Here is a 24,433-nt window from a genome sequence, read left to right on the forward strand (position 1 = left end):
TGTCCCGATGAGGCTGCATGTGCCGATCCGACTGCGCTGGTCGGATCTCGACGCCTACGGTCACGTCAACAACGCCGAGATGCTGCGGCTCCTCGAAGAGGCGCGCATCCAGGCGTTCTGGGTGGCCGAGGATGCGGGGGAGAGCGCCGTCGGTGCGAGCACCGCCGTCCTCGACGGGAGACCGGGAGCGGCCACGCTCACTCTCATCGCCCGCCAGGAAATCGAATACCTCGCACCGATTCCCTATCAGCGCCAGCCTCTCGACGTGCAGTTGTGGCTCGGCCGCCTCGGTGGTGCGAGCCTCGAGGTCTGCTACGAGGTCCGAAGCCCCGCCGGAGTCGAACCGGAGATCCTGTATTCGCGTGCGAGCACGACCATCGTGCTCGTCGACGCCGTCACCGAGCGACCCCGCCGCATCAACGACGAGGAGCGCGAGGCCTGGACGCCCTACATCGACGAGCCGGTGCAGTTCGCCAAACGGGGCTGAACGAAGACCGAGCTTCATCGGCACCTTCAACACAGGCAACGCGTACACCACAGGTTCGATCGGCGAGACCCTGACGGGTGCACTGATGATGCGCGTGGGAACCGAGTCTCTTGATGTCTCGAAAGGGATCGTTTTCGGTGGAGGCGCCCAGGGGCTCAGGTTCGTCTGTGAGGTTGATCGCTTACTGGCGGGGTTCTGTCATTGCTTTGTGGCGAGGTCACTCGACGCAAGCCGATCGCTCACCTGACATCTCAATGACCAGTAAGGGAATTCATGAGCAAGATGGTGTCGGTGTTCGTGACACCAGGTACAGCTCTGATGCGCTCAAGGACGGCATCGAATTCAGTCAATGAGGATGTGCGCAGCTGAGCAGCCAGGTCCCAGGTGCCAAGCGTCGAGTGCAAACGCTCAACCTCAGGAAAACCTCGTACAGCCCTGACGACGTCCTGTCCACGATTCGGAGCGCTGGTGATCAGGGTGAGGGCTCCAATCGCATCGCGATCAATTTCGTCACTGAGTCGGATCGTGAACGCTTCGATCACGCCCGAGGTCGTCAAGCTCTCGATCCGCGCCGCGACTGTCGACCGATTAACGCTCAGTTCCCGGGCTAACGCCGCGACCGGCATCCTCGATTGCGTTCGAAGGAGTGAGATGAGTCGACGGTCAAGGTCATCAATCATGCAATAGGCCCAATCTGGCTCAGCAAACTGTTTGATAAGTTCCAAAAGAACAGCACATCGCTTGTTGTACGACCACATTGCCAGTTCCTAGCGTTGTTGTCACTGCAACCCGCAGGAAGTCATACTCAGCAACGAGGGAACCCCACAGTGACGACTACGTTGACCCATTTCGCCGGACGTGCCGGCGATCACAATGACCGCGCGATGGCTGCGTCACCCGTGCTGGCAGCGGTGCTGGGTGAGCGCCTCGGACTACAACCCATAGTGATTGGTGAGCCGAGCCCGTCGAGCCCGATGGATTGGGTCGCGGAGTTAGCGGAGGCTGGCCCCGCGCTGCAAAGTATGGCCTTGCACTACGACGCGCAGCTCGGCAACCGGGTGACTCCAGTCGCCGCTATCAGTCGTTGCGCCGTCGCTCTCGCCACTTTGCCAGTCGTCGCACGCCATCGCCCGGATGCCGTCGTGGTCTGGTTAGATGCCCACGCCGACCTAAACACGCCCGACTCCACGGAGACTGGCTACCTCGGCGGCCTTGCTCTCTCCGGGCCTCTCGGGCTCTGGGCCTCCGGTCTCGGAGAAGGACTCTCTGACAACAACACCATCCTTGTCGGAGTGCGCGACATCGACCCATTCGAGCTCCAACTCCTCGAGGAAGGCCGCGTCGAACTCGTTCGCGTCGGCCCCGGCATGGCAGAGGAGCTTCGCCGGGCCGTGGCCGGGCGGCCCGTTTACGTGCATATCGATTGCGACGTCCTGGACCCGGGCATCGTGCCCACCGATTACAGCATTGCCAACGGCATGACGCTCGCGCAACTACAAGCGTGCGCTCAGGTCCTCGCTCAAAGCGAGGTCGTCGGCCTGGAGATCGGAGAACTCGAATCGAGTGTTCTGAACCAGTCCAGTTCTCGCCAGGACGCACAGCTCATCACCGGCGCGCTCGAAGCACTGATCCAAAGCATCGAACACAAGGACCCACGGACCTGAGGGTCCCTCCTGGCGGAGTTCCTCGAACGACTCTTCCCCCAAATCAAACGGGTACTCAGAATCAACCAGATCGACATCATCACCGACGACGTCATCGAGGCTGCTGCCAGCATCCTTGTCATCGGCAATTAGCGACACATAACGATCACAGAACACCGCCAGAAAGCGTCAAACTCCACAGGTTCGTCCCTGCGGATTCGCCGATACCCGAGGGAAGGATCGATCATGGCTTGGTCTTCGAAGTGACGTTCACACCCGCAGCCGCCCAAGCTGGGCTGAGCTCGTCGCGGAACTCGTTCCAAGCGACAGCACTAACGTGATCGGTTCCATCGACCGGAAGCCGCTCAGAGCACTCCCGATCGGGAAAGCGGTCGCCGCCGAGATGAGCGGTGGGCAGTCGCTATGCGTCGGTCCTCGGCATCCGGATCATGCCCTCCTGGGCGACCGTCGCGAGCAGCGCTCCCTCGCGCGAGAAGATGCTGCCCCGGGAGAGTCCACGACCTCCGGAGGAACTCGGCGAGTCCTGCACGTACAACAGCCACTCGTCGACGCGTCCGAAACGGTGCCACCACATCGCGTGGTCCAGGCTCGCGACTTTGAGACCCCGACTCGACCAGGCGATGCCGTGGCGACGCATGGCCGGCTCGAGAATGGAGTAGTCGCTTGCGTAGGCGAGAGCGGCCCTGTGTAGGTTCTCATCGTCGGGCAGACGGCCGATCGCCCGCATCCACACCGCCTGGTGGGCTGTGTGATCGCCGTCGACACGAAGGTAGATCGGTGACGGCATGTGTCGTACGTCGAAGGCCCGCTCGGCGGACCAATACCGCGCTACATCGTGTTCGACGTGGCCAAGCACATCGGCTGTGGTCGGCAGCGATTCCGGATCGGGTAGCTCGGCCGGCATCTCGATCTGATGTTCGAGACCCTCGTCTTCATCCTGGAACGAGGCGATCATCGAGAGGATCGGCAGGCCGTTCTGGTAGGCCTGAGTGCGTCGTGTCGAGAACGAGCGGCCGTCGTGGATGCGATCCACCGAGAAGGTGATGGGGTGGTTCACGTCACCCGGACGCAGGAAGTACCCGTGCATCGAATGCACCGTGCGTTCGTCCGGTACCGTCCTCATCGCCGCCGTGAGCGACTGCGCGAGCACTTGCCCTCCGAAGACCCGGCCGAGCGGCATCCACTGCGACGGACCGGTGAAGATGTCCTCACTCGTGCGTGCGCCTGTGTCGGTGAGGCTCAGGGTGCTCAGCAACCCGTCGATCGGCCCGTTCATGCTGCCTCCATCGTGAAGCGCCCGGAGTGGGGGTCAGAACGGTAGGAATCCACCGCTTCCTTTAGGTAGTTTAGACAGCAGATGAGCCAGTCATTTTCTCTCGTGGACCGCCTCGCCGTCGGCGACCTCCAAACCTATCTTTCCCGTGCCGGCCGAGTCGAGGACGGCTCGGTGCGACTGATCGCAGGGTCGGGAGTGCTCGCCGCCTACACGGCGATCCTCTATCCGCGCGGCCTGCTCGACGAAAGCCCGACCGTGCTGGGGCTACGCACCTTCGCCCTCGCCGATGCCGCAGCGTTCGACGCCGTGGTTCCGAGCCGTTCGCTGCTGGACCGCCTTGCCCGCGTCGAGTCACAACCGCAGTCGGATGTCGGCGTTGTCGTCGTCTCGCTTCCGCACGAGGTGAGCACCGTCACCTGGGCGGGGATCTCGCCGCCGCGCGGCGGCTGGCATGCTCAGGGGTCGACGGATGCCGCGACGCTGGAGTCCGCGGCCAGGAACGGGATCGAGGAGATCGCCGCGAGCATTCCCACAGGAACCGGCGAGCAACTCGTGCAGCGCGTGCGCTCCGAGGTGTGGGGCCGACCGGTGGAAGGCCTCGACTATGTTCCCGCCGGAGCGGCGTTCGCGGCGTTCAGCCTCGGTTTCCTCGCAGCCGACGACGTCGTGTCGCTGTTCGAGACGGGACCCTGGACGCGGTTGACGACGCGCCGGGGGCACGTGCTGGTGCGACGCAAGCCGTGGACGTTGCGCGCGTAGGGCTGGTCGGGGCAGAGCACCCGAAAGCTAGAGCGCGGACACCGCTCGCCCGGCTTGTCGACCGGAGAAGAGACATCCGCCCAGGAAGGTTCCCTCGAGCGATCGGTAGCCGTGCACGCCACCTCCCCCGAAGCCGCTGGCCTCACCGACCGCGTAGAGCCCCGGGATCGGCTCGCCATTCGCGTCGAGCGCCTGGCTGCCGAGGTTCGTCTCGACGCCGCCGAGGCTCTTGCGGGTGAGGATGTGCAGTTTCACCGCGATGAGCGGACCAGCCTTGGGATCGAGGATCTTGTGCGGGCTCGCGACCCGGATCAGCTTGTCGCCGCGATAGTTGCGCGCGCCGCGTAACGCGGTGACCTGGAGGTCCTTCGCGAAGTCGTTGTCCATCTCGCGGTCGCGGGCCACGATCTCCCGTTCGACGCGGGCCGTGTCGAGCTCGACTTCCGGGGCGAGGCGCTGCATGCCGATGAGCAACTCGGGCAGGGTCTCCGCCACGACAAAGTCGACGCCCTTCTGCATGAATGCCTCGACCGGCCCCGGCGCGCCCAGGACGACCCGTTTCGCGAGCAGCCCCAGGTCCTTCCCCATGAGGTCGGGATTCTGCTCGCTGCCGGAGAGAGCGAACTCCTTCTCGATGATCTTCTGGGTCAGTACGAACCAGCTGTGGTCGTAGCCCGTCGCGACGATGTGCTCGAGTGTTCCGAGGGTGTCGAATCCGGGGAAGAACGGTACCGGAAGGCGTTTGCCCGCCGCGTCGAACCAGAGCGACGACGGGCCGGGCAGGATGCGGATGCCGTGTTTGTCCCACACGGGTGCCCAGTTCGTGATCCCCTCGGTGTAGTGCCACATTCGATCGCCGTTGATGAGGTGGGCCCCGGCCGTCTCGGCGACACCGAGCATAGCCCCGTCCACGTGGGCCGGAACACCGGACAGCATCGTCTTCGGAGGCGTTCCCAGGCGCTGGGGCCAGTGTTTGCGTACGAGGTCGTGGTTGCCGCCGATGCCGCCGCTCGCGACGACCACTGCGCCGGCACGGAACTCGAAGTCTCCGACGATCTCGCGACCGCTCGCCTCGCCTCGCCCGGCTCCGCTGCGTTCCAGTACCTGCCCCCGGACGCCGACGACCGCTCCGTCCTCGACGATAAGTTCGTCGACACGGTGACGGTGTCTCGCGATGATGAGGCCCCTCTGCACCCCCTCGCGCATGTGGGCTATGAAGGGGTCCAGGATGCCCGGCCCCGTTCCCCAGGCGATGTGGAAGCGCGGGACGGAATTGCCGTGCCCGCTTGCGGTGTAGCCGCCGCGTTCCGCCCAGCCGACGACAGGGAAGAAGCGCACGCCCTTCTCGTGCAGCCAAGCGCGCTTCTCGCCGGCCGCGAAGTCCAGGTACGCCTCGGCCCAGCGTCTGGGCCAGGCGTCCTCGTCGCGGTCGAAACCGGCCGAACCGAACCAATCCTGTGTCGCCAGCTCGAGCGAGTCCCTGATGCCCATACGTCGTTGCTCCGGCGAGTCGATGAGGAAGAGGCCGCCGAGGCTCCACCACGCCTGACCGCCGAGCGAGGCCTCCGGCTCCTGATCGACGATCAGCACGCGCTTGCCCGCGTCGACGAGCTCTGCGGCGGTGACGAGTCCAGAGAGGCCTGCCCCGACGACGATCGCGTCTGCTGCATCAGTTCCGAATGCCTTTACTGCCGTCATGATGGCGACTCCTTCCTCGATCGTGCGGTGGGAGGCGGTCTTCCGCTTACTCGTCGAAGGTGTTGACCATGGCGTGGGCTGCGCGCTCGAGATAGTCCCACAGGGTGGCCTCGTGCAACGGCGACAGCTCGAGCGAGTCCACAGCGCTTCGCATATGCGCGAGCCAGCGGTCGCGGGCATTCGGGTTGACCCGGAATGGCAGGTGCCGCATGCGCAGCCGCGGGTGGCCGCGCCGCTCACTGTACGTGCCGGGACCGCCCCAGTACTGCTCGAGAAAGAGGGCGAGCCGTTCGGCGGCCGGACCGAGATCCTCCTCCGGATACATCGGCCTCAGCACGGGATCGTCGGCGACGCCGCGGTAGAACTCGGCGACGAGTTTCTCGAAGGTCGCTCGCCCGCCGACCTGATCGTAGAACGTCGAGGTGGTGGTGGCAGCGGTCTCGCTCGTCAGGAGGCGTACCGGAATCGTCTGACCGGGGGGCGGCTCGGGCGCTGACGGCATCTAAGCCTCCGGATCCTTCTTGGTCGGCTTGCGCGGCGCGCGCGGAGCGGTGTTCTCCACCACGGAGACGGGTTTGGTTCGCGGGGGACGCGCACCCCTGATGCTCGAGGCGCCCTCGAAACCGCTCAGCACGATCGTGTTGAGCGAAGGGAGCTGGACGCCGAAGACATCGAGGGTCTTCTTGAGCCGGGTGCGCAGTTCCCTGGCGACGTCGTCCTTGGCGGAGGTGCGGGTCTTCACGACGATGCGAATGACGAGCGCCTCGGCCGAGATCGACTCGAGTCCCCAGATCTCGGGCTTCTCGAGGATGCGCGAACGCCACTTGCCCGTGCCTGCCATCTCCGTTGCGGTCGAGAGCATGAGCGCCTGGACCTCGTCGACATCGGTGTCGTAGGGCACCGCGAGGTCGATGATGACACGAGCCCACCCCTGGGACATGTTGCCGACGCGCAGGATCTCGCCATTGCGCACGAACCACAGCGTGCCGTTGACGTCGCGGATCTGCGTGATGCGGATGCCGACAGATTCGACGACTCCGGTTGCCGGGCCCAGGTCGACGACGTCACCGACGCCGAGCTGGTCCTCCATGACCATGAACAGGCCGTTGAGCGCGTCTTTGACGATGTTCTGGGCGCCGAAACCGAGGCCGGCGCCGACGGCGGCTGTGAGCAGGGCGAAGGAGCCGAGAATGCCGGAGTCGATCGTATTGACGATCATGAGCACGACGACGATGAAGAGTGTGACGTTCACGATGTTGGTCAGCACGGAACCGAGGGTGCGTGTGCGCTGCACGACCCGCACCGCGGCCAACGGCGATGCCACGAGCGCCTGGGTGTCATCGACGTTCTGATTCTTCTTGACGCCGTTGACGATCTGGCGGACGATCCGCCGGATGACGAAGTGCAGGATCCACCGCACGAGGAACGCGAGGGCGACGATGATGACGATCGTGACGAGCACGCTTAACGGGGTCTTGTTGCCGTTGTCGAAGAAGGCGGCGACCCCGGCCCAGAATGCGTTCCAATCCATATCCTGGCCAGTCTAACGACGGTGCCTGTCCGTGCGCTGAAGGTGTCCCGTGCGTGATCAGCTCGCGTTCAGCAGCCTGTTCTCGTAGGCGAAGATGACAGCCTGTACGCGGTCCCGGAGCCCGAGCTTCTGCAGCACGCGCCCGACGTGTGTCTTGACCGTCGACTCGGAGAGGAAGAACTGTGCGGCGATCTCGGCATTGCTCAGCCCTTGCGCGATCGTTACGAGGATCTCGCGTTCGCGCGGGGTCAGTGCGGCCAGGCTCGCGTGAACCGTCGGCCGTGGGCTCGTCGTGGAGGGGAGTTCCGTCGCGAAGAGCTCGATCATGCGCCGCGTCACGCGGGGGGCCAGGGCCGCTTCGCCCGCGTGCACCGTGCGGATCGCGGCCATGAGCTCCTGCGGGCGCACATCCTTGAGCAGGAATCCGCTCGCACCGGAGCGCAGGGCCGCGAAGGCGTGCTCGTCGAGGTCGAATGTCGTGAGCACGATCACGTGCGGCGAACCGTCCACGGCGACGATCGCCTCGGTCGCCGCGATACCGTCGAGACCCGGCATGCGCACGTCCATGAGCACGACATCGACATCATGGTCGCGCACGAGCTCGATCGCGGCACGTCCGTCGGATGCCTCGCCGACGACGTCGAAGTCGGACTCGGCCTCCAGAACCATGCGGAAGCCGACGCGCACGAGAGCCTGATCATCGACGATGGCGACGCGGATGGGGCGAACTGGGGTTGTCATGTGGTCCCCTCCGTGCGTTCCTGGGCGTTGTCGTCGGTGTGCAAGACCGCACTGAGCCGCCAGCCGCGACCTTGTCGAGGCCCGACTTCCAGTGTTCCACGGTAGAGCGCGACGCGTTCCCGCATGCCGATGAGTCCGAATCCGCCGCCTTTCAGAGCCGGAGTCGTTGGCGACACCGCGTCGTCGACGACCTCTACCCGCACGCCGTCGCCATGGTGGTCGACGGAGACGTCGATCCGGTCGGCCGTCGCCGCATAGCGGAAGGCGTTCGTGAGCCCCTCTTGCACGATTCGGTAGATCGTGAGCTGGAGATTCGGATCGGAGACCGGCGCACCGGTGGTCGTCAGACGCACGGGCATCCCCGCCGCCTGAAAGCCTTCGACCAGCTCGGGGAGCGCGGCGGAGTCGGGTTGGGGCGACAGAGCTGGTAGGACGGACACCGGCTCAGCCAGCACGCCGAGCATTCGGCGCATATCGTCGAGGGCGCTGCGTCCGGTGTCCGCGACGTGCCGCATGGCGTCCGCCGCGCGCTCCGGGCTGCGCTCCACGGTCGCTGCCGAGCCCTCGGCGAGGGCGACCATCACGGTCAGGCTATGCGAGACGATGTCGTGCGTCTCCCGGGCGATGCGCGAGCGTTCGATCGCCGTCGCGAGCTGGGCCTGCTGGTCGCGTTCCCTCGCGAGATCGTGCGCACGCCCGATCAGGGCGTTCACGTATCGGCGCCTATTGCCGACCGTGACTCCGATGAGGGTCGCAGTGAGCATGAGGGTCGCAGTGAACATAAGGGTCGCGAATTGCGCTCCGGAGGTCGGCGCCGGAGCATCGGACGGGGCGATGAGCGAGGAACGGTTGATCCACGTCGAGATGTAGGCGCAGAACGTGGCCACCACGACGGAGCCGCCCAGCCCAACCCAGGCCGCCTTCGTGGAGCGGTACACGGCGAGCGCATAGAGGGCGATAAGAATGGGCAGTACCTCCATCGTGCCCCAGAGGCAGACGATGAGGAAGAAGGCCCAGACCGCTCCGAGGACGAGCCAAGGTCGATGCCTGCGGAAGAGCAGGACTCCACCGGTGACGGCGATGGCGCCCAGTTGCAGCGCGAGTGCCACGGGAGCGACATCGGCGACTCCGAGGGAGAGGTTCCCGATGAAGCTCGGAACGAAGTACAGCGCGGCGACAAGGGAATCCGTGAGCCACGGATGCCGCGTCCAGAACTGCCGGATCACCCCAGAGGGCTTTGGAAGACGAAGTTCTCCCCCGACTACCGAAGCCGGGTAGCCGGGGGAGAGAGGAACGTCCATCATGGACAGGACTCTACGCGTCCCGTTGCCTGAGGAGGATCCCCGCGCCGGCAATGGATGCCCCCATCCAGCCGAGCACGATGAGGAGGTTCTGCCAGGTGGACAGACCACCGGTGGTCGCGAACAGGTTCGCGCCTGCGTTGGAGATGAGATACGGGGTCATGGCGTGGGACCAGTCGGCCGGAATCATCCGCAGGACCACGGGCAGGAGCAGCAGGACTCCGAGAACCGCAGCGATCCCGCCGGCACTGCTGCGCAGGATGGCGCCGACTCCGAGCGCGAACACGGCCACGATCGCGAGGTAGAGTGCTCCGCCGAGCAGGGGGAGGATGACAGCCGGATCGACGAGGCTCGCCGAGACGCCGTTCGGTCTGAAGATCACGGAGGAGAGGAAGAACGCGCCGATCGTGCCGGTCGCTCCGACGACGAACGTCGCGAGGAACAGGACCACGGCCTTCGCCGCGAGCGCCGGAAGCCGCCTGGGGACGGCCGTGAGAGTCGAACGGATCATCCCCGTCGAGTACTCGCCGCTGATCACGAGAACTCCGAGCACGGCGACGACGAGCTGGCCGAAGAAGATGCCGAACGTCGACGATTGCAGCAGGAGCTGAACTTGCTCGATGGGTGCACCCGAAGTGTCGGCGTCGTCGTTCGTGCCGTTCACCGCGCTGAGCAACATGACCGGAGCCATGCCGAGTGACAACGCGATGGTGATGAGGTAGGACCAGACCGTCGAGCGCAGGCTGCGGAGCTTGATCCACTCCGAGCCCAGGATGCCGCCGAAGCTCAATGCTGAGAGCGGGGCTCTCGAGCGCACGGTGGTGGGGACCGCGGAGGTGATGGTGCTCATCGGAGTGCCTCCGTACGGTATTCGACGGCGTCTTGGGTCAGGGCCATGTAGGCCTCCTCGAGGGACGCGTTCTGCGGGGTCAGCTCGTGCAGCACGAGACCGTGTCGGGCGGCGAGTTCGCCGATCTGCGGTGCAGCGAGGCCCGTGATCTCGAGGATGCCGAGCTCGGAACGAAGTACGGCGACATCGGGGGTTGCGAGCAGCTGGGCGAGTTCGCTCGCGTGCGGGGTCTTGACGCGCACGCTCGCGCGGGTGGCGCCCGAGACGATGTCGGCAACGGGGGCGTCTGCGATGATCTCGCCACGCCCGAGCACGATGAGGTGATCGGCGGTCAAAGCCATCTCGCTCATCAGGTGCGAGGAGAGAAGCACGGTGCGTCCTTCGGCGGCGAGGGTACGCACGAGTTGACGCACCCAGAGCACGCCTTCGGGGTCGAGACCGTTGATGGGCTCGTCGAGGATGAGGGTCGCCGGATCGCCGAGCAGCGCAGCGGCGATGCCGAGTCGTTGCCCCATGCCGAGTGAGAACCCGCCGACACGCTTGCCCGCGACGGATTGCAATCCCGTGAGCTCGATGACCTCGCGCACCCGGGATGGGCCGATGCCGTGGGTAGCGGCCATCGCGAGCAGGTGGTTGTAAGCGCTACGACCTGTGTGCACGGCCTTGGCGTCCAGGAGTGCGCCCACCTCGCGGAGCGGGGCGCTGTGTGCCGAGTAGGGCCTGCCATTGACGTTCACCCGCCCGGCGCTCGGCCGGTCCAAGCCAACGATCATGCGCATGGTGGTCGACTTGCCGGCGCCGTTGGGACCGAGGAAGCCGGTGACCAGTCCTGGCTGCACGGTGAAGCTGATGTTGTTGACGGCTGTCTTCGCGCCATAGCGCTTGACGAGCCCTTCTGCGGTGATCATGCTTCAACGCTAGGGAAGCCGGGATGTCGCGCGCATCGGCCGCGAGGATGGCCCGGTGTAGTACCGCGGTACGAGATCCTCTCTATCGTGCGTCGCGCGCCTGCGCGGCCAGGGCGCGATCGACCCCTGCGAGGTTCTCGGTCACGAGTCGGCGTAGTGCCGGCGTGTCAGGGTTCGCTTCGAGCCAGGCTCGGGTGGCTTCCGCGAGCCGCGGATTGGCCAGCGGGGAGGGGTAGAGCCCGACGATGAGCTTCTCGGCGATGGAGTAGCTGCGAGTGCGCCAGACGTCGTTCAGCATGGCGAAGTACCTGTCGACGAACGGCTCCAGCAGCGTGGCGTCTGCTGCGCGCAGGAAGCCGAGTGCGGTGACGCGCACGATGGTGTTCGGCGCCGTGTCCACGTCGACGAGGGAACTCCAGGCGGCCTGTTTGGCTTCGACGGTCGGAATCGCCGCGCGTGCTTGCGCTGCGGCCTGCTGACCCGTCGCGGTGTTGTCCTCCGCGAGCCGAGTGGCGATCTCGATCTCACCGGCACCCCCTCCAGCGACGAGGGCGGTGAGCAGCTCCCAGCCGAGGTCGGTGTCGATGTCGAGGCCGTCGAGCGTCGCGGTCCCGTCGAGGAGCTCAACGACGGAGTCGAGATGCGACGACGACTCGGCCACGCCGGCGAAGAACTTGACGAACTGGAATTGAGCGTCGCTTCCGGCCTGTGCCGACTGCGCGAGTGCCCACAGGGCGTCGGCGACCTCTGCGATCGTCTGTGCGCGGTGACCCTCGGCCGTGTATGTCGTGGCGGCGAGGACGAGCTGACCGAGCACCGTGCGAAGGGTGGTCGACTCGCTCTCCGAAGCGATGTTGCTGAGCACCAGACGGACGAAGTCGTTCGCGCTTGTCTCCGCATCGCGGGTGGCGTCCCAGACCGAGCCCCAGACGAGCGATCGGGCGAGCGGGCTCTCGATGGCTGCCAGGTGCTCGATCGCGACGGCGAGAGACGACTCGTCGAGACGGATCTTGGCGTAGGCGAGGTCGTCGTCGTTGAGGAGCACGAGGTCGGGGCTGGTCAGCCCGACGAGTTCGGCGACCTCCGTGCGCTCGCCGTCGACATCGAGCTCGACGCGGTGGATGCGCACGAGTTTGCCGGAAGAATTGCCCGGGGTGTCGAACGAGTACAGTCCGATCGCGAGGCGGTGCGGACGGATGGTCGGGTACTCGGCGACGGCGGTCTGCAGCACGGCGAACGAGGTGATCGTGCCGGCGGCATCCGTCTCGATCTCGGGACGGAGCGTGTTCACTCCAGCGGTCTCGAGCCACAGCTTCGACCACTCCGTCAGATCACGGCCACTCGCGGCCTCGAGCTCGCTCAACAGGTCGACGAGCTCGGTGTTGCCCCACTCGTTCTTCGCGAAGTAGGCGGCGACTCCGGCGAAGAAGGCGTCGATGCCGACCCAGGCGACGAGCTGCTTCAGCACCGATCCACCCTTGGCGTAGGTGATGCCGTCGAAGTTCACCTGCACGTCTTCGAGGTCGTTGATCGTGGCGACGATCGGGTGTGTCGACGGCAGCTGGTCCTGCTTGTAGGCCCAGCTCTTCTCCATCGCGGCAAAGGTGGTCCAAGCCTCCCTCCATTCGGTCGCCTCCGCGGTGGCGATCGTCGACGCCCACTCGGCGAAGGACTCGTTGAGCCAGAGATCGTTCCACCATTTCATGGTCACGAGGTCGCCGAACCACATGTGCGCAAGCTCGTGCAGGATCGTGACGACACGGCGCTCCCTGATGGCGTCGGTGACCTTGGAACGGAAGACGTAGGTCTCGGTGAAGGTGACAGCGCCGGCGTTCTCCATCGCTCCGGCGTTGAACTCCGGAACGAACAGCTGGTCGTATTTGGCGAACGGGTAGGCGTAGTCGAACTTCTCCTCGAAGTAGGCGAAGCCCTGACGGGTCTTCTCGAAGATGTAGTCGGCGTCCAGATACTCGGAGAGGCTCTTGCGGCTGAATACGCCGAGCGGGATGACTCGTCCGTCGCGGCTCGTGAGCTCGCTGCGCACGACGGAGTAAGGACCGGCGACGAGTGCGGTGATGTAGCTCGAGATGCGGTGCGTGGGGGCGAACGCCCACGTCTTGGCGCCGCCGCCCGCGTCCGTTGGCTCGGGGGTGGGAGAGTTCGAGATGACCTCCCAGTGGCCCGGTGCGGTCACGGTGAAGGCGAAGGTCGCTTTGAGGTCGGGTTGTTCGAAGACAGCGAACATGCGACGGGAATCGGGAACCTCGAACTGACTATAGAGGTAGACCTCGTCGTCGACGGGGTCGACGAAGCGGTGCAGACCTTCGCCGGTGTTCGTATAGAGGGCGTCGGCGACGATCGTGAGCACGTTGTCGGCGGCGAGGTCGTCGAGCCGGATGCGCACGCCGTCGCTCACCGCCGGGTCGAGCTCGACGCCGTTGAGCGTGACCGAGTGCACGGTGCGAGTGATCGCGTCTATGAAGGTGGATGCCCCTGCCCTCGCCCGAAATGTCACGGTGGTCTCGCTGCGGAAGGTCTCGGGCCCCGCGGTGAGGTCGAGTCTCACATCGTAGCTTTCGACGCTGATGAGCGCTGCGCGCTCTTTCGCTTCCACGCGGGTGAGGTTCTCTCCGGGCAACGCGGCCTCCTATGGCTTGTCTTGAGACCCTATGGCTTGTCTTGAGACGGGGTCTCGTTGGATCGTGTCCGAGGATAAAGCCTAGTCGGCGATGTCCGTGCCGCTCGCTCAGGTGCGAGCGTGGGTTCGCACGGGATCACCTCGTGGCCGCCGATTAGGCAGTGGGCCCGCGATGATCAATAATTGAGATTCGTTCTCAATAACTGCCGCGGGTGCGGCTTAGAAGGCCATCGCTTATGACGAGTCGGTCCACGCACGTCCTCGACACCCTCGTCGTCGGGGCCGGCCCTGCCGGTGTCGGCATCGCCCTCGCCCTCGATGCCGTCGACACGCTGCGCTACGGTCTCGTCGAACGCGGGACGGTCGGCGAGACCTTTCGCCGCTGGCCAGCCGAGCAGCGGTTCCTCACGCCGTCGTTCACCGGAAACGGGTTCGGTGCGACCGATCTGAACGCCGTGCACCCCAAGACCTCACCGGCGTTCTCGCTTGGGCTGGACTATCCGAATGGGCGCGACTATGCCCGCTATCTCGGCGGCGTCGTGCGGCACTTCACGGTTCCGGTGCTTCAGGACACCGAAGTGACCACTGTCGTGCCATCCGCGGGCGGCTTCACGGTGCGAACCAGCCGTGGAACGGTCGAGGCGCGCACGGTGGTGTGGGCGGGGGGTGAGTTCCACGAGCCCAGCCAAGCCCGCTTCGTCGGCGGGGGACTGACGGATCATTCATCGACCGCGGCCGCCTGGTCTCACCGGTCCGGACGCCTTGTGGTGGTGGGAGGATACGAGTCCGGCATCGATATCGCCTGCCATCACGTCGAGCAAGGAGCCCAGGTCACCGTCATCGACCCGGATCATCCCTGGGACGCTGGAGACGGCTCGGATCCCTCGTATCGTCTCGCTCCACGCAGCCGACAGCGGCTCGTCACCGCCCAGGCGACCGGGCGACTTGTGTTGTCGAGCGCTGGACGAGTCGTCGGAGTGAAGACCGTCCACGGCGGAGGTCTCGCGGTATCGGTGGGCGGCGTCGGCGGGGTCGCATCCGATTCGCGACCGATCCTCGCGACCGGGTTCGGTCCAGGACTCGGGCCGGTGAGCGGGTTGTTCGACCGGCGCGAGGATGGCTGGCCACTGCTGGACGACAACGACGAGTCCACAATGACGCCCGGGTTGTTCCTGAGCGGCCCGTCGGTGCGCCATGGCGGCCTGAAGTTCTGTTTCGTGTACAAGTTCCGGCAGCGCTACGCCCACATCGCCCGCGTCATCGGAGAACGTCTCGGCAAGGACTGCGCCGGTCTCGAAGCGTGGCGGGAAGCGGGGATGCTGACCGACGACCTCAGTTGCTGCGGCGTCGAATGCGCGTGCTGAGAACGCCCGATCAGCCCGCCCCTGCACGCATCCGTCGTGTGCTCTCGTGGCAGGGCGGAGGCCCATTCGCCACGACCGCTCTGTTCCTCGCCGCGATTCTCCTCGGATCGGTGGTCGGCGCGATCAGCCCGGCGATCGGTGGCATCGCCTCGTACGGGGTCGATGGGACGGTCCTCCTGCTCGTCACTCTGCTCTTCTTCGAGGTTCGATTCACCACTCTGCCCCAGATTCTCCAGGCGCCGCGGTTTCTCATCGTCGCGTGGTTCGCGAACTTCGTCGTCATCCCGCTCATCGGGTTCGGGATCGCTTCCCTGTTCTTGTCAGGGATGCCGTTGCTGTTCGTCGGGGCGATGATCTACTTCGTTTCGCCGTGCACGGACTGGTTCCTCGGCTTCACCCGGCTCGCCAACGGCAACACGACGCTCGGTGCGGTGCTGTTGCCGATCAACATGCTCAGTCAACTGCTGTTGTTCCCGGTGTTCCTCTGGTTGTTCGCCCGCACCCGCATCGAGATCGACCCGGTGGTGATCGGTCAGACGCTTCTGCAGTGGTTCGTCGTTCCACTGCTCATCGCCGTGATCGGCCGGGCCGTGCTCTCCCGGGTACTGCCCGCCGCCGTCTTCGACCGTCTTCTCCTGGTGGTCGCCCGGCTGACTCCGCTCGTGATCGCGGCTCTTATCGTGCTGATCTTCGCCGTCAACGTCGGGACGATTCTCAACAATGCCGGTGCGTTCGCGATCATCCTGGTCGCCGCCAGCGCCTTCTTCGTCCTCTCCTATCTCCTTGGCGAGGGAACGACTCGGATGTTCCATTTCGGCTACCAGGAACACGCCCTCTTGACGATGACGACGGCTGCGCGGAACGCGCCGCTGATGCTCGCGGTGACCACGGTGGCTCTGCCGGGGCAGCCTCTGGTCTCTGCGGCGATCGTGATCGGAATGCTCGTCGAGTTTCCGCACCTGACCGTTGTCACGCAGTTGCTTCTCCGAAGGCGTGAGCGCATCCGCCCTGCCTCGAAACTTCGGCAGGCTCGCCGCAAGAGAGTCGCATCGCTCGCCGAACCTCGTCCATAGGCCTACGCCTCCAAGCCTGCAGCCCGGATCGCCGGCCTGGGCCTTGGCCGCTACCAGTCGGCGGGCTCGTAGTCCTTGAGGAAGACGCCGTGGACGTCTTCGCCGCCCTCGCCGCGCACGATCGGGTCGTAGACGCGCGCGGCACCGTCGACGAGGTCGAGCGGCGCGTGGAATCCCTCCTCTGCGAGGCGAACCTTGGTCGGGTGCGGGCGCTCATCGGTGATCCAGCCGGTGTCGACACTCGTCATCAGGATCCGATCGCTCAGCAGTTCCTTCGCGCTCGTGCGCGTGAGCATGTTGAGCGCCGCCTTCGCCATGTTGGTGTGCGGATGTCCCGGGCCCTTGTAGCCGCGCGTGAAGACTCCCTCCATCGCGGAGACGTTGACGATGTAGGTTCTGCGCGCGCTCGAGGCGACCAGCGAGGCACGGAGGCGGCTGACCAGCAGGAACGGCGCCGTCGTATTGCAGAGTTGCACCTCGAGCATCTCGAGCGGTTCGACATCCTGCACGTTCGCGGTCCAGCTGTTCACCCCGTGCAGGTCGGGCACGAGCCCGCCGGCGTCGATCGCGGTTCCGGCCGCCAAGCGATCCAGCGAACTCGATCCGTGCGACATGGCGAGATTGGTCAGGTCCTCTGCGGTCATGGCGCCGCCGCCGGCCGCCGCGAGGATCGGATGGCTGGCGACCGATGCGGCGAGGGCGAGCGGATGCGCGTCGTTGGTGTGCCCGAAGGTGACGAGTTCGGGCAGCGGCCCGTCCGGCAGCGGCGACCGCTCCGCCTCGACGAGGGGCGAGTAGGCGCCGGGGGAGCGGCGCACCGTCTGCGCGGCGTTGTTGATGAGGATGTCGAGCGGACCTTGTTCGGCGACGGAATCCGCGAGACCGATCACCTGAGCCGGGTCGCGCAGGTCGATTCCGACGATCCGCAGCCGGTGCATCCACTCGCCGGAGTCCGTCATCGCGGCGAACCTGCGCACGGCGTCCCGCGGAAAGCGTGTCGTGATGGTCGTGTGGGCGCCGTCGCGCAGCAGGCGCAACGCGATGTACATGCCGATCTTCGCGCGACCGCCGGTGAGCAGGGCGCGCTTGCCGGTGAGGTCGGTGCGTGCGTCGCGCTTGGCATGGCTCATCGCGGCGCAGCTCGGGCAGAGCTGGTGGTAGAACGCGTCGACGAGGGTGTAGCGCTGCTTGCAGATGTAGCAGGGGCGGGCTATGAGAAGTTCGCCGGCCACCGGGGCATCCGTGCTACGGGTGAGCTCTGCCCCCCGCGTCTCGTCGTCGATCCGGGTCGGAGCCCCGGTGGCCGTGGCCGCGATCACGGAACGATCGGCGTCGGCGATCGCCCGACGCTTCTCGGTGCGCCGGGAGACCTTGACCGACTTGAACATCTTCGCGGTCGCATGCCGCACGGCGGCGAAATCCGGGTCTGTCTCGTCGAGCTCGCTGAGGGTCGCCAGGATGCGCAGCGTGGTCTCGAGATCCTGCGGATCGATTCGGGTCGCTGACGTCGGGGGGTCGGGGTGCTGAGCCGGGGGCACCTGAGAAGTCTACGGCGCGGATGTTGCGACGGCCGCGCGAGCGCTCGCACTCCGGTCGATCCAGGACACCGGGCCTGACAACTCAATACACTGCTGGAATGCGCATTCATATCGCCACCGATCACGCCGGTCTCGACTTCAGTAACCACCTTCGCGCTCACCTGACCGCGGCGGGACACGAGATCGTCGACCATGGTCCGCGCGAGTATGACGCGCTCGACGACTATCCGGCGTTCTGCGTCAATGCCGCGCTCGGAGTCGCCGACGACCAGGACGCCGGCCTCGAAGCACTCGGAGTCGTCTTCGGCGGTTCGGGCAACGGCGAGCAGATAGCGGCCAACAAGGTCGTCGGCATCCGTGCCGCGCTCGTCTGGAACCTCAGCACGGCGAAGCTCGCCCGCGAGCACAACGACGCCAATGTGATCTCGATCGGGGCCAGGGAGCACACCATCGAGGACGCGACGTCGTTCATCGACGCCTTCATCGCCGAGCCGTTCTCGGGCGACGAGCGTCACGCGCGGCGCATCGCCCAGATCGCAGAGTACGAGACCACGGGAGACATCGCGGGCAAAGGCGTCGATGCATCGGCAGGCTCGCCGCGCCGCGCTCACGACGGCTAGGAGCGACACGTGCCAGAGGGTCATTCCGTTCACCGCATCACCCGCCAGTTCATTCGCAACTATGTGGGGCACGAGGTTCGCCTTTCCAGTCCGCAGGGCCGGTTCGCCGCGGGTGCCGCCCGGCTCGACGGCCGCACCATGATCGATGCGAAGGCCGTCGGCAAGCAGATGTTCCTCGAGTTCGACAACGAGTTGTGGCTGCGTGTACATCTCGGCATGTACGGAGCGTGGGACTTCGCCGGCGACATCCTGATGGATGCCACGATCGCCTCGGCGAACGGCCGCATGGGGCAGACGAACCAGCGCGGCACAGTCGTCGAGAACACGGGAGTCGACGAGGCCATCGAGCATGGGGCGATCCTCGACAACGCGGGGGAGAACTCCCTGCACAGCATCGGAGCTCCCCGTCGCACCAGAGTGCGGATGGCAGAATCCGAGAGGGAGACTGATGAGCTCATGGCGTTCCCGCCCGAGCCCGTCGGCCAGGTGCGGGCGAGACTTCTCACCGACACGGTCTGCGCGGACCTGCGCGGCCCGACAGCGTGCGAGGTGCTCGAGCCTGCCCAGATCGAGGCGATCATCGCGAAGCTCGGGCCGGACCCGATCCTCGACGACGGTCCCGCCGCGGAGGACCGCTTCACCACGGTCGTGCGCAAGAAGCCGACTCCGATCGGGCTCCTCCTCATGGACCAGACGGTGGTGAGCGGCATCGGGAACGTCTACCGGGCTGAGATGCTGTTTCGGGCCCGCCTCAACCCGCACACGCCCGGCAGACTCCTCACCGACGACGCCGTGCGCGCTCTGTGGACAGATTGGGCGCACCTCTTGCGCATCGGCGTCGCGACCGGGCAGATGATGACGATGGACGGCCTCGAGGGAGACGATTACGTCAAGGCGATGGCCAGCCGCGCCGACCGCCACTGGGTGTACAAACGCGAGGGACTTCCGTGCCGCGTCTGCGGCACGCACATCACTCTCGAGGAGATGGGCGCTCGCAAGCTGTACTGGTGCCCCAGCTGCCAGGCCTGATCCAGCCGCGTCCGGGCAGAGTCACCGACCGAGGAAGAAGAAATGCGCCAGAATCCGAGCTTCACCCTCGCGAGCGAGGACGGCGTCAAGCGCGTCATCCGCGAGAACCCGTGGGCCATCATGGTGAGCCATACCGACGACGGCGAGCTCGTGGCCTCGCACTACCCGGTGATCCTCGATGAGGAGGCCGACGGCATCGTGCTGCTCAGCCATGTCGGCAGGCCCGACGAGCGGCTGCATGAGCTCGGCCGCCACGAGATGATGGTGGTGATCCAGGGGCCGCACGGCTACATCTCTCCCGGGTGGTACGACGCAAACCCGGCCGTTCCCACGTGGAACTTCGTGGCCGCGCATCTCTACGGCATTCCGGAACTGCTGCCGGATGCCGAGAACCTGCGGGTGCTCGAGAGACTCGTGGACCACTTCGAGGACCGGCTGCCCGTGCCGAGACGCATGAACGGAACAGAGGAGAACGCGGCGTACGCCGCGAGGATCGTGTCGGGGACGGTTGGATTCCGCCTGCGTGTCGACCGGTTCACCGCCAAGAACAAGATGAGCCAGAACAGGCCGGCCGAGACAGTGGATCGCATCATCCACGAACTCGAGCACGGCGCTCACTATGCGAGCCCCGAGCTCGCGAGGGAGATGCGCCGGGCGAGGGGCGAGGCGTTGTGACCGGCGACGACAGCGGCGAGCTCCTGCTTCGCCGGGCTCGCCTTTCGGGCTCCCCGGATGCCGTCGACGTGACGATCTCGGCCGGCCGCATCGCCAGGATCTCGCCGGCGAGCGAAGGATCCTTCTCGGGGCGGGCGGTCGATCTCGGCGGGCGCTGGCTCGTTCCCGGGCTCTGGGACAACCACGTGCACTTCACCCAGTGGGCGCAGACCGCGCGGCGTCTCGACGTCGCCAGGGCCGAATCCGCGGCCGGGGCCGCCGCGCTCGTGGGCGAGCGCCTCCGCGGCGGGGGTGACGAGGTCGTCGGTTTCGGGTTCCGCGACGGGCTCTGGCCGGACGCGCCGAGCCGTGGCGTCCTCGACGCGGTGAGCGGTCCCGTTCCCGTCGTGCTCGTGAGCGGCGACCTGCATAGCGTGTGGCTCAACTCCGCGGCGCTCGCTGCGCATGGCCATGCCGACCACCCGAGCGGGTTGCTGCGCGAGGACGACTGCTTCGCCGTCGTCAGGAGCCTGGAGAACGTGCCGACCTCGACGATGGATGCCTGGGTCGCCGACGCCGCGCGCGCCGCAGCCGCTCGCGGCGTTGTCGGAATCGTCGAGCTCGAGATGTCCTGGAACCTCGGGGAGTGGCGGCGGCGCATCGCAGCCGGCAACGACCTCCTGCGCGTCGAATTCGGTGTGTACACGCAGCACCTCGACCGGGCGATCGCCGAGGGGCTGCGCAGCGGGGAGCTCATCGGCGAAACGCACGGAATGCTGACCGTCGGTCCGTACAAGGTCATCATCGACGGTTCCCTCAACACACGCACCGCCTACTGCTTCGACCCGTATCCGGGCCTCGAAGGCTCAGACGAGGCTTTCGGATTGCTCACGGTTCCGCCGAGCGAGCTCGTGCCGCTCATGAGGCGCGCGGCGACGGCGGGGATCCGCCCGGCGGTCCACGCCATCGGCGATCACGCCAATGCGCTCGCGCTTGACGCCTTCGCGGAGGTGGGCTGTGCGGGGAGCATCGAGCATGCTCAGCTTCTCACCGAGCACGACCTGAGACGGTTCGCGGCCCTCGGTGTGACGGCGAGCGTGCAACCCGAACACGCCCTGGACGACCGGGACGTCGCCGAGCGGTATTGGAGCGGTCGCACGGATCGCGCATTCATGCTCGCAGATCTTGAGGCGAGCGGTGCCAGTCTCGTGCTCGGCTCGGACGCGCCGGTCGCGCCCCTCGACCCGTGGGTCACCATCGCTGCCGCGGTCGGGCGCACCCGGGACGGGCGCGAGCCGTGGCATCCGGAGCAGGCGCTCTCGAGGCCGACCGCGCTCGCCGCCTCCACCCGGGGGACCGTCGCAGCGGGAGAGGTCGCCGACCTCGTCGCGGTCGAGACCGACCCGACCATGGCGTCTGTGGAAGAACTGCGACGGATGCCCGTTGCCGCGACCCTCCTCGCAGGACGATTCACCCATAACGCCCTCTAGCGGGGGATATCCCCCCGACGCATTGGGTTGTGCATCGGCTGGGGAGCCCAGCCGGGTCTTGCGAAGCTGGAACCATGCTTCGGAAACCTGCTCAGCGACTACGCCGACACGGACAATCCCTGTATCGCTGTCACCTGCTCTGGCAGGAGGACGACGGAATGATGGGGCAGTTCGTCGTCGTGAGACCCGGCCAACAGGTCACAATGTCAGGAGCACACCATGACCACTGAATCCGCAACCACCGATCCCGACACCCGCGAACAGGAAGCGAGCACCATCGTGACGACCGTCACCGAGCACGTCGCGCCGGCTAGGAGGCGGGGCTACGGCTCTCTGTGGGTTCGCGTGCCGCAGGAGCTCGGGTTCCTGCTGCTCGGTCTGCCGATGGCGGTCGTCTCGCTGTCGGTGCTCAGCGCAGTGTTCTTCACCGGCGTTGGCACGATAGCGCTCGTCGTCGGTTTCTTGGTCTTGGTCGCCGCGCTGTACCTGGCCCGTGGTTTCGGCGCGTTCGAACTCGAACGGCTCCGCTGGGCGGGCCGCCCAGCGATCACCCCTCCGCAGTGGGAGCCGCCCGACCGTGCGGTCGGATTCGTGCGCGGGGTGCTCGGACCGTTCGTCAACGGCCACTGCTGGCTCTATCTCTTGCACGGCATGGTCGTCGCACCGGTCATCAGCGTGCTGAGCTGGACGGTCACCGTGGTGTGGCTGTCGATCGGGACATCGTGGACGTGGATGCTCTTCCTGCCCAACAGGGGGGACAGGGAGTTCTGGCCGCACCAGGTCGTTCTCGACTTCCTGTTCCCGGGCGACACCTGGGGCATCGACCCGATCCTCGGCGAGAACGTCTTTCAGCTCCTGGTCGGCCTGCTGTTCCTGGTGACGCTCCCGTTCATCACCCGGGTCTTCACGATGCTGCACTACGGCGTGGCCAAGGGGATGCTGGCTACCTGGCGTTCCGAAGCACTCACCCAGGAGGTCGCGGACCTCAGCGCATCACGGGGTGCGGCCCTCATCGCCGAGGACCAGTCGCTGCGCCGCCTCGAACGAGACATCCATGACGGGCCGCAGCAGCGGCTCGTGCGGTTGCAGATGGATCTCGCGAGCGCAGAACGCAAGCTCGACAGCGATCCGGATGCCGCGAAGACGATGCTCGCAGAGGCACGTGAGCAGGCGCGAGACACTCTCGAGGAACTCCGGGCTCTCTCGCGTGGCTTCGCGCCGCCTATCCTGCAGGATCGTGGTCTCGTCACCGGACTCGAGTCTCTGGCCGCGCGCAGTATCATCCCGGTGCGGCTCGAACTGCGCCTCGACCCGGATGTGCGCCTGCCGTCGGAGATCGAGCGGAGTGCCTACTTCGTCGCGGCGGAACTGCTGACGAACGCCGCGAAGCACTCGGGCGCCAGCGACATCCGCCTGCATGTCGCTCTGCGGCGTGGGCCTGGGCGCGACGAGAGCTGGCTCGACGTCTGGGTCATCGACAACGGCGTGGGCGGCGCCGTGCTGCGCGGTGGCCATGGACTCAGCGGGCTGAACGAGCGGGTGCACGGCCTGCGGGGTGTCCTCTCGCTCGACAGCCCGGCCGGCGGTCCGACGACGATCGGGGCGCACATCCCGGTGAGCGGCTACCTCACGGGCACTATCGCGAGTCCTTCTGCGCGACCGTGATCGACGGTCATAGTCTGAGGGGGTGATCACCCCCTCGGACTCCGCCGCGCCGTCAGTCCGGCAACTGCGGCTCGTGCTGGCCGAAGACTCGATGCTGCTGCGTGAGGGGCTCGTGCGGCTCTTCGACGAGGCCGGTTTCACTACCGTCGCGGCCTATGGCGACGCCGACTCCCTGCTCGCCGAGGTCGATGAGGTGCGACCGGATCTTGCAGTGCTCGACGTGCGCATGCCGCCGTCGTTCCGCGACGAGGGCGTGCGGGCCGCGCTCGAGCTGCGGCGCAGGCTGCCGGGGATCGGCATCCTGCTGCTCAGTCAGTACGTCGAGGGAACCTACGCGCACGAGCTGCTCTCGTCGGGGGAGGGCGGAATGGGCTATCTGCTCAAGGACCGCGTCGCATCCCTCGAAGAGCTGCAGGATGCCGTGGCCCGTGTCAGCAGCGGCGGAACGGTGCTCGACCCGCAGGTGGTGCGCGAGCTGCTCGCCCGCCGGGTCGATCCGCTCGCCGCGCTCACGCCGCGCGAGCGCGAGGTGCTCGAGCTCATGGCCGAGGGTCGCACGAACACGGGTATCGCCCAGCGCCTCGTGATCGGCGTGGGAGCGGTGGAGAAGAACGTCACCTCGATCTTCCAGAAGCTCCAGCTCGAGGACTCAGGATCCGATCACCGGCGTGTGCTCGCCGTGCTCGCGTTCCTGCAGCACTGAGCAACCGGCGTTCGGCAGGCGTTCCCCCCGATATCCCGGAGTAGCGCTCTGCTTTGTGTAAGTGATCGTTCATCTCTTATTGGAGTTGGTGGAAGGTCGCAGGATTTGTAGATAGATCAGCCATGCGATGGAGCCGACCGACGGCAGGAATGAGAATCGCGACGATCCAGAGGGCGATGACGCCGCGCCCCAGCGAAGAGCTGTTTCGGGCTAGTGCCCAGAGAGCGTGGGCGACGGGGAGTTACGGCGGCGGCGAAGAATGTCGACCAGAAGAACGACAGCCGCAATCAGCAACACGAGCCCAACGGGTAGCGAAAGCCAACTCAATGTCAGAGCGGGGACGAGGAGCGAGAAGTACAAGCCCAACCCCGTCAATAGCACGAGAGCCACGACGCGAACAACGCCCATCTTTACCTTCATAGCAATCTTCGTCTTTTCCCCATA

The 24,433-nt window shown here is 66.2% G+C and carries 23 protein-coding genes and 1 pseudogene; 13 read left to right on the top strand and 11 right to left on the bottom strand.

The genetic code is table 11. The features are described 5' to 3' along the window. Positions 1–7 precede the first annotated feature (7 nt). Positions 8–487 carry an acyl-CoA thioesterase gene (locus tag ACFQB0_RS04315; RefSeq protein WP_386728011.1) on the top strand — a complete coding sequence of 160 codons (480 nt, stop codon included), beginning with the start codon at positions 8–10 and terminating at the stop codon, positions 485–487. A 251-nt stretch (positions 488–738) separates the two neighbouring features. On the opposite strand, the gene ACFQB0_RS04320 is transcribed toward ACFQB0_RS04315, so the two are convergent. Next, positions 739–1,245: an Lrp/AsnC family transcriptional regulator gene (locus ACFQB0_RS04320; RefSeq protein ID WP_386728014.1), complete on the bottom strand. Its 507-nt coding sequence runs from the start codon at positions 1,243–1,245 to the stop codon at positions 739–741. A gap of 69 nt (positions 1,246–1,314) precedes the next feature. Between ACFQB0_RS04320 and ACFQB0_RS04325 the strand changes: the two genes are divergently transcribed. Further along, positions 1,315–2,151, top strand: a complete 837-nt coding sequence (locus tag ACFQB0_RS04325) for an arginase family protein (protein ID WP_386728016.1) — start codon at positions 1,315–1,317, stop codon at positions 2,149–2,151. 21 nt (positions 2,152–2,172) lie between these two features. Then, a pseudogene (locus ACFQB0_RS04330) lies at positions 2,173–2,283 on the top strand (AAA family ATPase); the annotation flags it as partial. Between the two features lie 268 nt (positions 2,284–2,551). Here ACFQB0_RS04330 and ACFQB0_RS04335 read toward each other — a convergent pair. Next, the gene (locus ACFQB0_RS04335; RefSeq protein ID WP_386728019.1) at positions 2,552–3,427 is read right to left on the bottom strand and encodes an acyl-CoA thioesterase; all 876 of its coding nucleotides are present in this window, start codon (positions 3,425–3,427) and stop codon (positions 2,552–2,554) included. Between the two features lie 81 nt (positions 3,428–3,508). On the opposite strand from ACFQB0_RS04335, the gene ACFQB0_RS04340 reads away from it, so the two are divergent. Next, positions 3,509–4,186, top strand: a complete 678-nt coding sequence (locus ACFQB0_RS04340; protein WP_386728020.1) for a hypothetical protein — start codon at positions 3,509–3,511, stop codon at positions 4,184–4,186. Positions 4,187–4,213: 27 nt separating this feature from the next. Here the strand turns inward: ACFQB0_RS04340 and ACFQB0_RS04345 are convergent, their stop codons facing one another. The 8 genes from ACFQB0_RS04345 to pepN form a co-directional block, all read right to left on the bottom strand. Continuing rightward, entirely contained in the window at positions 4,214–5,884 is a 1,671-nt protein-coding gene (locus tag ACFQB0_RS04345) for an FAD-binding dehydrogenase (protein WP_386728023.1), read from the bottom strand. A gap of 46 nt (positions 5,885–5,930) precedes the next feature. Then, a complete protein-coding gene (locus tag ACFQB0_RS04350; RefSeq protein ID WP_386728025.1) occupies positions 5,931–6,386 on the bottom strand; it encodes a globin in 456 nt (151 codons plus the stop codon). Beyond that, positions 6,387–7,415 carry a mechanosensitive ion channel family protein gene (locus tag ACFQB0_RS04355; protein WP_386728028.1) on the bottom strand — a complete coding sequence of 343 codons (1,029 nt, stop codon included), beginning with the start codon at positions 7,413–7,415 and terminating at the stop codon, positions 6,387–6,389. Positions 7,416–7,472: 57 nt separating this feature from the next. Continuing rightward, a complete protein-coding gene (locus ACFQB0_RS04360) occupies positions 7,473–8,156 on the bottom strand; it encodes a response regulator (protein WP_386728031.1) in 684 nt (227 codons plus the stop codon). After that, positions 8,153–9,460: a sensor histidine kinase gene (locus ACFQB0_RS04365; RefSeq protein ID WP_386728034.1), complete on the bottom strand. Its 1,308-nt coding sequence runs from the start codon at positions 9,458–9,460 to the stop codon at positions 8,153–8,155. Before ACFQB0_RS04365 ends, ACFQB0_RS04360 begins: the two co-directional genes overlap by 4 nt. A gap of 10 nt (positions 9,461–9,470) precedes the next feature. Next, positions 9,471–10,307: an ABC transporter permease gene (locus ACFQB0_RS04370; protein WP_386728037.1), complete on the bottom strand. Its 837-nt coding sequence runs from the start codon at positions 10,305–10,307 to the stop codon at positions 9,471–9,473. Next, complete coding sequence (locus tag ACFQB0_RS04375) at positions 10,304–11,215, bottom strand: ABC transporter ATP-binding protein (protein ID WP_386728040.1); 912 nt, start codon at positions 11,213–11,215, stop codon at positions 10,304–10,306. Before ACFQB0_RS04375 ends, ACFQB0_RS04370 begins: the two co-directional genes overlap by 4 nt. A gap of 82 nt (positions 11,216–11,297) precedes the next feature. After that, positions 11,298–13,853 (bottom strand): aminopeptidase N, encoded by a 2,556-nt coding sequence (pepN, locus tag ACFQB0_RS04380; protein WP_386728042.1) that lies wholly within the window; start codon positions 13,851–13,853, stop codon positions 11,298–11,300. Between the two features lie 236 nt (positions 13,854–14,089). Between pepN and ACFQB0_RS04385 the strand changes: the two genes are divergently transcribed. Together ACFQB0_RS04385 and ACFQB0_RS04390 are read left to right on the top strand one after the other, a co-directional pair. After that, positions 14,090–15,217 carry an NAD(P)/FAD-dependent oxidoreductase gene (locus ACFQB0_RS04385; RefSeq protein WP_386728045.1) on the top strand — a complete coding sequence of 376 codons (1,128 nt, stop codon included), beginning with the start codon at positions 14,090–14,092 and terminating at the stop codon, positions 15,215–15,217. Further along, positions 15,211–16,290 carry an arsenic resistance protein gene (locus tag ACFQB0_RS04390; RefSeq protein WP_386728047.1) on the top strand — a complete coding sequence of 360 codons (1,080 nt, stop codon included), beginning with the start codon at positions 15,211–15,213 and terminating at the stop codon, positions 16,288–16,290. The genes ACFQB0_RS04385 and ACFQB0_RS04390 overlap by 7 nt, the downstream gene beginning before the upstream one ends. Positions 16,291–16,340: 50 nt before the next feature. Here ACFQB0_RS04390 and ACFQB0_RS04395 read toward each other — a convergent pair whose 3' ends face one another. Next, a complete protein-coding gene (locus ACFQB0_RS04395; RefSeq protein WP_386728050.1) occupies positions 16,341–17,828 on the bottom strand; it encodes an SDR family NAD(P)-dependent oxidoreductase in 1,488 nt (495 codons plus the stop codon). Positions 17,829–17,926: 98 nt separating this feature from the next. Between ACFQB0_RS04395 and ACFQB0_RS04400 the strand changes: the two genes are divergently transcribed. From ACFQB0_RS04400 to ACFQB0_RS04430, 7 genes are all read left to right on the top strand, one after another. Beyond that, positions 17,927–18,448 carry a ribose-5-phosphate isomerase gene (locus ACFQB0_RS04400; protein WP_386728053.1) on the top strand — a complete coding sequence of 174 codons (522 nt, stop codon included), beginning with the start codon at positions 17,927–17,929 and terminating at the stop codon, positions 18,446–18,448. Positions 18,449–18,457: 9 nt separating this feature from the next. Further along, positions 18,458–19,477: an Fpg/Nei family DNA glycosylase gene (locus ACFQB0_RS04405; RefSeq protein ID WP_386728055.1), complete on the top strand. Its 1,020-nt coding sequence runs from the start codon at positions 18,458–18,460 to the stop codon at positions 19,475–19,477. A 42-nt stretch (positions 19,478–19,519) separates the two neighbouring features. Beyond that, positions 19,520–20,152: an FMN-binding negative transcriptional regulator gene (locus tag ACFQB0_RS04410; protein ID WP_386728058.1), complete on the top strand. Its 633-nt coding sequence runs from the start codon at positions 19,520–19,522 to the stop codon at positions 20,150–20,152. Continuing rightward, a complete protein-coding gene (locus tag ACFQB0_RS04415; protein WP_386728060.1) occupies positions 20,149–21,621 on the top strand; it encodes an amidohydrolase in 1,473 nt (490 codons plus the stop codon). The genes ACFQB0_RS04410 and ACFQB0_RS04415 overlap by 4 nt, the downstream gene beginning before the upstream one ends. A gap of 74 nt (positions 21,622–21,695) precedes the next feature. Next, positions 21,696–21,851, top strand: coding sequence for a multicopper oxidase domain-containing protein (locus tag ACFQB0_RS04420; RefSeq protein ID WP_386728063.1), 156 nt, complete (start codon positions 21,696–21,698; stop codon positions 21,849–21,851). Then, the gene (locus ACFQB0_RS04425; RefSeq protein ID WP_386728066.1) at positions 21,841–23,286 is read left to right on the top strand and encodes a sensor histidine kinase; all 1,446 of its coding nucleotides are present in this window, start codon (positions 21,841–21,843) and stop codon (positions 23,284–23,286) included. Before ACFQB0_RS04420 ends, ACFQB0_RS04425 begins: the two co-directional genes overlap by 11 nt. A 22-nt stretch (positions 23,287–23,308) precedes the next feature. Continuing rightward, the gene (locus tag ACFQB0_RS04430; RefSeq protein WP_386728068.1) at positions 23,309–23,989 is read left to right on the top strand and encodes a response regulator transcription factor; all 681 of its coding nucleotides are present in this window, start codon (positions 23,309–23,311) and stop codon (positions 23,987–23,989) included. Positions 23,990–24,433: the final 444 nt, after the last annotated feature.

Origin of the sequence: Luethyella okanaganae, assembly GCF_042660285.1 — a bacterium.
Lineage (GTDB): Bacteria > Actinomycetota > Actinomycetes > Actinomycetales > Microbacteriaceae > Luethyella > Luethyella okanaganae.